Here is a 7,486-nt window from a genome sequence, read left to right as displayed (position 1 = left end):
CGGGAGAAGCTCGCAGCCAACGCATAAGTTCACCACCACGACCGCCCCGGCACCCCCGCGCGGGGGCGTTCGCCGTTTCGGGATCCCTTTGCTCGTCACGTCCGCTGGCACTGACAGACTGGTGCGGTGCTTCGTATCGGGTTGACCGGCGGTATCGGCGCCGGAAAGTCAACGGTGTCCTCGACATTCAGTGAGCTGGGCGGCGTCGTGGTCGACGGCGACGTCATCGCGCGGGAGGTCGTCGAGCCTGGCACCGACGGCCTGGCCGCGTTGGTCGAGGCGTTCGGCGAGGACATCCTGCTACCCGACGGCGCCCTCAATCGCCCGGCGCTCGCCGCGGTGGCGTTCCCCGACGAGGAGAAGCGCAAGACGCTCAACGGAATCGTGCACCCGCTGGTGGCCAAGAGGAGGGCCGAGCTGATCGGGGCGGCCGCCGACGACGCCGTGATCATCGAGGACATCCCGCTGCTGGTCGAATCGCAGATGGCGCCCCTGTTCCCGTTGGTGATCATCGTGCATGCCGACCAGGGGCTCCGGGTGGCCAGGCTGATCGAGCACCGCGGTTTCAGCGAGGCCGACGCCCACGCCCGCATCGCCGCGCAGGCCACCGAGGAACAGCGCCGCGCCGTGGCCGACGTATGGCTCGACAACTCGGGCACCGCCGAAGAGCTCGTCGAGCGGGCCACGGCGCTGTGGCACGACCGAATCGTGCCGTTCGCCAACAACGTTCAAGCCCATGTGCCGGCGCGGGTGGCACCCCGGCTGGTACCTGCCGACCCCACGTGGCCGGCTCAGGCGGCCCGGATCGTGGCGCGGTTGAACACGGCGTGTGGTCATCATGCCGTGCGCATCGACCACACCGGGTCGACCGCGGTACCGGGCCTTGACGCCAAGGACGTCATCGACGTTCAGGTGACGGTCCCGTCACTGGAGGTTGCCGACGAGTTGGCGGACGCGCTTCTGGCCGTGGGCTACGTGCGTGGGGACGCGACTACTGACGTCGGCAAGGACGACGCAAGGAGCACCGTCGCGGAATTCGACCACACGAACGATCCGTCGTTGTGGCACAAGCGCTTACATGCCTCGGCCGACCCGGGACGGCCCACCAACGTGCACATCGGGGTCGACGGCTGGCCCGGTCAGCAGTTCGCGTTGCTCTTCGTGGACTGGCTCAAGGCGAGCTCCGACGTTCGCGACGAGTACCTGGCACTCAAGCGCGGCGTCGCCTCGGCGGATCATGCGACGTCGGGCCAGTACGCCGACGCGAAGGAAGCGTGGCTCGCCGGCGCCTACCGGCGGGCGTGGGCGTGGGCCGACGACACCAATTGGCGGCCCTGACCGGGACTCAGGCCGAGGGGCCGGGACCGGGTTCGGGGGTGACGGGCGCATTCGGGTCGGCCACTGGCGGCGGCAGGTCGATCGGCGCGGTGTTGCCGGTGGGAAAGTTGGCGATCGTCCCGCAACTGAGGATGCCGTAGCCAGGGTCGTCGCGCTGAGGCGTCAACCGCGGCGCGACGAACTGGTCGGCCTCCGCGATGATCTGATCGTTGACCAGGATCTCGCAGTGCAGGCTCGCCGAGTACGGCCACTGAATCGAGACCTGCATGCCTGCCTTCTGCGTCTGGGTGACCACTCCCGTCGCCTCGAAGGTGCGGCCGGGGATCATCGTCGGGTTGGCAGTGTTGACCTGGTCGTCGGCAATCACGTAGTTGATGGTCGCGCCGCGCGATACGCCGTCGACGCGGGCGCGATACACCACGTTGTACGGTCCCGGTCCGTAGTCGGGGGTCTGCGCCGCCGGTGGAGCGTCGGCGGGGGCCTCGGTGGCGTCGGGGCCTGGAGGGACCTCGGGATCGGCGGCCGCGGTGACCGGGACGAGTTGCGCGCCGAGGAGCAGCGCGGTTGCCACTGCACCCGTCACCAACCGACACTTAGTCAAGCTCATGAATGCAGACATTACGCTGCCCGCCAGGTGAGGACCATTTCGCGGGTCGCCAGCCACCGCTCGAGGTGGTAGTCGAACCGCGCCAGCCCGTCGATGGCGATCGCCGCTGTCAGCACCGCGGTTTCGGCGTCTTCCCGCGTTACCAGCCCCTCTTGGCTGGCGGTGAACAGTTCGTCGACGTCGATCAGTTCGACGGAGGTGCCTGCTCGAACGACGAGGTCGAGGTAATGGTCCTCGGTGTGCCAGACACCCGCGTCGACGGTGATCGGGCCGACGTCGAGGTAGAAGTCTTGGTCTCGTTCGTAGCCGGGGCTGAAGTGGAAGACCGATGCACGTAGCCGCAGGGAGGGCAGCAGCCACGATTCCAGGTAGTGGAAGTTGGGCCGTCCGGGTGTCGGTCTGGCCATGTACAACCCCCAGGGGTGCTCTTCGTACACGTCGACGGCCCGCACGATGCCCTTCGGGTCGGTGTTCGTGCGGGCGGCGACGTCGAACGTCTCGCGTTTCGGAGGGTGGATGGCGCTGAGCCTAGAACAGGGGAGCGACCGGGGAATGGGCTTCTCGGGGTGGAGCGAAGCGACCGGGGAATGCACTTCTCGGGGTGGAGCGAAGCGACCGGGGAATGCACACTTGTCGGTCCCTGGTTCTAACCTGGTGAACATGGCTTTCGCTACCGAATATCCCGTCGTCGCGCACTCGGAGTACCGCGCCGTCAGTGATGTCGTGCGCACCGGCGGGAAGTTCGAGGTAGTCAGCGAGTACGAGCCCGCGGGTGATCAGCCCGCTGCGATCCTCGAACTGGAGCGGCGGATCAACGCAGGCGAGCGGGACGTGGTCCTGCTCGGTGCCACGGGCACCGGCAAGTCCGCGACGACGGCGTGGCTCATCGAGAAGCTGCAACGGCCCACGCTGGTGATGGCACCGAACAAGACCCTGGCTGCGCAGTTGGCCAATGAGCTGCGGGAGATGTTGCCCAACAACGCCGTCGAGTACTTCGTCTCGTACTACGACTACTACCAACCCGAGGCGTACATCGCGCAGACCGACACCTACATCGAGAAGGACAGCTCGATCAACGACGACGTGGAACGCCTGCGCCACTCGGCGACCTCGAACCTGCTGTCGCGGCGGGACGTGGTGGTGGTCGCGTCGGTGTCGTGCATCTACGGCCTCGGCACGCCGCAGTCGTACATGGACAGGTCGGTCGAGCTGAAGGTCGGGGACGAGGTGCCCAGGGATGGGCTGCTGCGGCTGCTGGTCGACGTGCAGTACGACCGGAACGACATGTCGTTCACGCGCGGCACCTTCCGGGTGCGCGGCGACACCGTGGAGATCATTCCGAGCTACGAGGAGCTCGCGGTGCGCATCGAGTTCTTCGGCGACGAGATCGAGGCGCTGTACTACATGCATCCGCTGACAGGCGACGTGATCCGTAAGGTCGACTCGCTGCGCGTCTTTCCGGCCACCCACTACGTGGCGGGGCCGGAGCGAATGGCGCACGCCATCGCCGGCATCGAGAAGGAGCTCGAGGAGCGGCTCGCCGAACTCGAAGGCCAGGGCAAACTGCTCGAGGCACAACGGCTCCGGATGCGGACCAACTACGACGTCGAGATGATGCGTCAGGTCGGATTCTGCTCGGGTATCGAGAACTACTCGCGCCACATCGATGGCCGAGGACCGGGCACGGCGCCCGCGACGCTGCTGGACTACTTCCCGGAAGACTTCCTGATGGTGATCGACGAGTCACACGTCACGGTTCCCCAGATCGGCGGCATGTACGAGGGCGACATGTCGCGCAAGCGAAACCTGGTCGACTTCGGCTTCCGGTTGCCATCCGCCACCGACAACCGGCCGCTGACCTGGGAGGAGTTCGCCGACCGCGTGGGGCAGACGGTGTACCTGTCGGCGACCCCCGGACCCTACGAGCTCAGTCAGTCGGCGGGTGAGTTCGTCGAACAGGTCATCCGCCCGACGGGGCTGGTGGATCCGCAGGTGGTGGTCAAGCCGACCAAGGGCCAGATCGACGATCTGATCAGTGAGATCCGCAAGCGCACCGCGTTGGACGAGCGCGTGTTGGTCACCACGCTGACCAAGAAGATGGCCGAGGACCTCACCGACTACCTGCTGGAACTGGGCATCAGGGTGCGCTACCTGCACTCGGAAGTCGACACGCTGCGTCGAGTCGAGCTGCTGCGGCAGCTGCGCCTCGGTGAGTACGACGTGCTGGTCGGCATCAACCTCCTGCGCGAGGGTCTCGACCTGCCCGAGGTGTCTCTGGTGTCGATCCTCGACGCCGACAAGGAGGGTTTCCTGCGGTCGGCGCGCAGCCTGATCCAGACCATCGGCCGCGCGGCGCGCAACGTGTCGGGCGAGGTGCACATGTACGCCGACAAGATGACCGACTCGATGCGCGAGGCCATCGACGAGACGGAACGTCGGCGCGCCAAGCAGGTCGCCTACAACGAGGCACACGGCGTGGACCCGCAGCCGTTGCGCAAGAAGATCGCCGACATCCTGGATCAGGTGTACCGCGAAGCCGACGACACGGACGCGACGGTGGAGATCGGCGGTTCCGGTCGCAACGCCTCGCGAGGACGGCGCGCTCAGGGTGAACCCGGCCGGGCCGTCAGTGCCGGGATCGTCGAGGGCCGTGACACGTCGAACATGCCCCGCGCCGAGCTGGCCGACCTGATCAAGGACCTCACCGCGCAAATGATGGCGGCGGCTCGGGATCTACAGTTCGAGCTCGCCGGCCGCTTCCGGGACGAGATCGCCGACTTGAAGAAGGAACTACGCGGCATGGACGCCGCCGGCCTCAAGTGAGGTCGCGTCGCCTTCATCGCTTGATCTCAATCGCGGTTGAGCTCTTACGGTTGACACCGTGACGCAGACCGACGCAGCGCCGTCGACGGGCGGTTGGCGCGAACTCCTGGGGCCCAAGAACCTCGGCGCCTCGACCGTGCTCGCGGGTGGCGTCGCGTTGTATGCCACCAACGAGTTCCTCACCATCAGCCTGCTGCCGAGCACGGTGGCGGAGATCGGGGGTGGTCGGCTCTACGCGTGGGTGACCACCGTGTACCTGGTGGCGTCGGTGGTGGCGGCGACCACGGTGGGCGCGCTCCTGACCAAGGTGGGGCCACGGTGGGCCTACCTGTCCGGCCTCGGGGTGTTCGGCATCGGCAGCGTCTTGTGCGCGGTGGCACCGAGCATGGAGTTCTTGTTGTTAGGTCGGCTGGTCCAAGGTGCTGCGGGCGGTCTGCTGGCGGGCTTGGGGTACGGCGTGATCAGCGCGGCGCTTCCGTCGTCGCTGTGGACCAAGGCGTCGGCGTTGGTGTCGGCGATGTGGGGGGTCGGCACGCTCGTGGGTCCGGCGGCGGGCGGTCTGTTCGCGCAATTCGGCTCGTGGCGTTGGGCGTTCGGCATCCTCGCGGTGTTGACGGCGGCGATGGCCATGTTGGTGCCGTTCGCCCTGCCTGGTCGCGATGCCGGCGACGAGAGGCCGGCGGCCGACCGGATTCCGGTGTGGTCGTTGCTGCTTCTCGGCTCGGCCGCGTTGGCCATCAGCGTGGCCGGGATCCCGCGCAACGTGGGCGTGACGGTCGCGCTCTTGGTCGCGGGTGCGGCCCTGGTGGTGGTGTTCCTGATGGTGGACCGCAAGACGGTCGCCTCGGTATTGCCGGCCTCGGCATTTCGGCCGGGGCCACTCAAGTGGATGTATCTGACTCTTGGCGTGCTGATGGCGGCCACGATGGCGGACATGTACGTGCCGTTGTTCGGTCAGCGGTTGGCCCACCTCGTTCCGGTGGCGGCCGGTTTCCTCGCGGTGTCGTTGGCCGTCGGCTGGACCATCAGCGAGATCTTCTCGGCGTCGCTGACGACGACGCGGGTGATCGTCCGGGTGGTGGCGGTGGCACCGCTGGTGATGGCGGTGGGGCTCGGCGCGGCGGCGGCCGGTCAAATCGAGGACGCGCCAGGTCCGGTCGTTGCGCTGTGGGTGTTGGCGCTGGTGGTGACCGGCACCGGAGTCGGAATCGCGTGGCCGCACCTGTCGGCGTGGGTGATGGGCAGCTCCGAAGATCCCGCGGAGAGTCGGACCGCGGCGGCGGCCATCAACACCGTCCAGCTGATCTGCGGCGCGTTCGGCGCCGGGATCGCGGGCATCGTCGTCAACCTGACCGACCGGGGCGACGCGACGGCGGCGCGGTGGTTGTTCGTCGTGATGGCCGGGCTGGCGACGGTCGGGTGCGTCGCGTCGTACCGGGCGAGCCGCGGGCGAACCTAGTCGGGATCGTCGTCGAGCTGCCGGATCGTCGTCACGCCGTCGATGCGTGCCAGTGCCGTCGGCGCGGTGAGAATGCCGTTGCCGGACAAGGTGAGAAGTACCCCGCCCGTCGGGTCGGACTCCAGCTCGGCGAGCTGCCAGTTGTGGCGGTCGCAGGCCTGCAGAATGGCGTTCATCACACCGCGGCCGTCCTCGTAGGTCACGTGCACACGAATGGACCCACTGAGCCGAGACGCCAACCGCTTCGCCAACGGCATGAAGCCCAGGATGATGAGGAAGTGCATCGCGGTCACGGTGCACGCGAGCAGCAGTAGGCCTGCGCCGGCGGCCATGCCGATCGCCGCGGACTCCCACACCGCCGCCGCGGTCGTGAGTCCGTGGACCGATCCGCGCCGAAAGATGATGATTCCGGCACCGAGAAAGCCGATGCCCGAGACGATTTGAGCCGCCACGCGCGAGGGGTCGACCTCGACGAGGCCCACCACCACTACGTCCTGAAACCCGTACTTGCTGACCAGCAGGATCAGTGCGGCCGCGGTGCCCACGATGGTCTGGGTGCGCAGGCCTGCGCTCTTGCCCTGGATCTCGCGTTCGAGTCCGATCAGCGCGGTGAGCCCAAAGGCCACGAACAGTTCGACGATTTGCCGGGTGCCTTGCCCGGGGCCGCCGAAGAAGGGCGGGTCCGCCAGCCACAGATCCATGCCGCCAACGTATCGCGTTGTGCCGGTGTGGCCACGGGTCTGGCCCGCGCGTCGGGCGCACTAGCGATCACGCCGAGCGAAAGGCTGGGCCGTAGTTGCGCGGCTTGGCAAGGTGGTGTGCAACGCGGGTGTGGCTGAGTGGCTAGGCACCGGCCTGCAAAGCCGTTTACACGGGTTCGAATCCCGTCATCCGCTCGCGAGTATCGTTGCAGCTAGAGCGGCACTTTTGACCTCGGTCAGGGTACCGCTCTAGCTGCGTTCGGAGCGATCTGTACCCCATCTGTACCCCATGCGAAAACACGACCCGAGACGACGTGTTTGCCAGGGCGCGAGGGTCGACGGGTTTGCTGATTTGGCTCGCCAATCACACGCCATCGCCATCGGGGTTCGGCCCGCCAACCACGCTCAGGACAGACCGTCACCCTGGCGGGGTTGTGCCGTAGCGCTGTGTGGCCCGCTGCCGGTCTTCGCGTCCTGGCCGCAGTGATGGGTGCGCCCACGTGCGCCGGTTTTGAGAGCACCGGCCAGCGGCCGGCTAGGCAATGTTGCGACGGCACG

General features: G+C 67.4%; 6 protein-coding genes and 1 tRNA gene. 4 read left to right on the top strand and 3 right to left on the bottom strand.

Annotated elements, in window-relative coordinates; genetic code table 11:
• Positions 1-126 precede the first annotated feature (126 nt).
• Positions 127-1,338 carry a dephospho-CoA kinase gene (gene coaE / locus ABW137_RS32245; RefSeq protein ID WP_526406400.1) on the top strand — a complete coding sequence of 404 codons (1,212 nt, stop codon included), beginning with the start codon at positions 127-129 and terminating at the stop codon, positions 1,336-1,338.
• A 7-nt stretch (positions 1,339-1,345) separates the two neighbouring features.
• On the opposite strand, the gene ABW137_RS32240 is transcribed toward coaE, so the two are convergent.
• Both ABW137_RS32240 and ABW137_RS32235 read right to left on the bottom strand, forming a co-directional pair.
• Positions 1,346-1,945 (bottom strand): hypothetical protein, encoded by a 600-nt coding sequence (locus ABW137_RS32240; protein WP_526406398.1) that lies wholly within the window; start codon positions 1,943-1,945, stop codon positions 1,346-1,348.
• 11 nt (positions 1,946-1,956) lie between these two features.
• Positions 1,957-2,463, bottom strand: a complete 507-nt coding sequence (locus ABW137_RS32235) for a ribonuclease FAU-1 family protein (RefSeq protein WP_526406401.1) — start codon at positions 2,461-2,463, stop codon at positions 1,957-1,959.
• A gap of 142 nt (positions 2,464-2,605) precedes the next feature.
• Here ABW137_RS32235 and uvrB point away from each other — a divergent pair, with 142 nt between their 5' ends.
• A complete protein-coding gene (gene uvrB / locus ABW137_RS32230; protein ID WP_526406396.1) occupies positions 2,606-4,768 on the top strand; it encodes an excinuclease ABC subunit UvrB in 2,163 nt (720 codons plus the stop codon).
• A 58-nt stretch (positions 4,769-4,826) separates the two neighbouring features.
• Positions 4,827-6,227, top strand: coding sequence for an MFS transporter (locus tag ABW137_RS32225; protein ID WP_526406394.1), 1,401 nt, complete (start codon positions 4,827-4,829; stop codon positions 6,225-6,227).
• Here ABW137_RS32225 and ABW137_RS32220 read toward each other — a convergent pair.
• Positions 6,224-6,928 carry an MgtC/SapB family protein gene (locus ABW137_RS32220; protein ID WP_526406392.1) on the bottom strand — a complete coding sequence of 235 codons (705 nt, stop codon included), beginning with the start codon at positions 6,926-6,928 and terminating at the stop codon, positions 6,224-6,226. The two genes, ABW137_RS32225 and ABW137_RS32220, sit on opposite strands and share 4 nt — an antisense overlap.
• Before the next feature lie 124 nt (positions 6,929-7,052).
• On the opposite strand from ABW137_RS32220, the gene ABW137_RS32215 reads away from it, so the two are divergent.
• Positions 7,053-7,123: transfer RNA gene (locus tag ABW137_RS32215), tRNA-Cys, on the top strand.
• The last annotated feature ends 363 nt before the right edge of the window (positions 7,124-7,486 follow it).

Source organism: Mycobacterium sp., assembly GCF_040509115.1.
Classification (GTDB): Bacteria; Actinomycetota; Actinomycetes; order Mycobacteriales; family Mycobacteriaceae; genus Mycobacterium.
This window is presented reverse-complemented; position numbering and strand designations above follow the sequence as displayed.

Excerpts from the sequence above, each read along its gene's own strand:
- ABW137_RS32240 (WP_526406398.1), bottom strand. The coding sequence starts at position 1,945 with ATGAGCTTGACTAAGTGTCGGTTGGTGACGGGTGCAGTGGCAACCGCG.
- uvrB (WP_526406396.1), top strand. The coding sequence starts at position 2,606 with ATGGCTTTCGCTACCGAATATCCCGTCGTCGCGCACTCGGAGTACCGC.
- ABW137_RS32220 (WP_526406392.1), bottom strand. The coding sequence starts at position 6,928 with ATGGATCTGTGGCTGGCGGACCCGCCCTTCTTCGGCGGCCCCGGGCAA.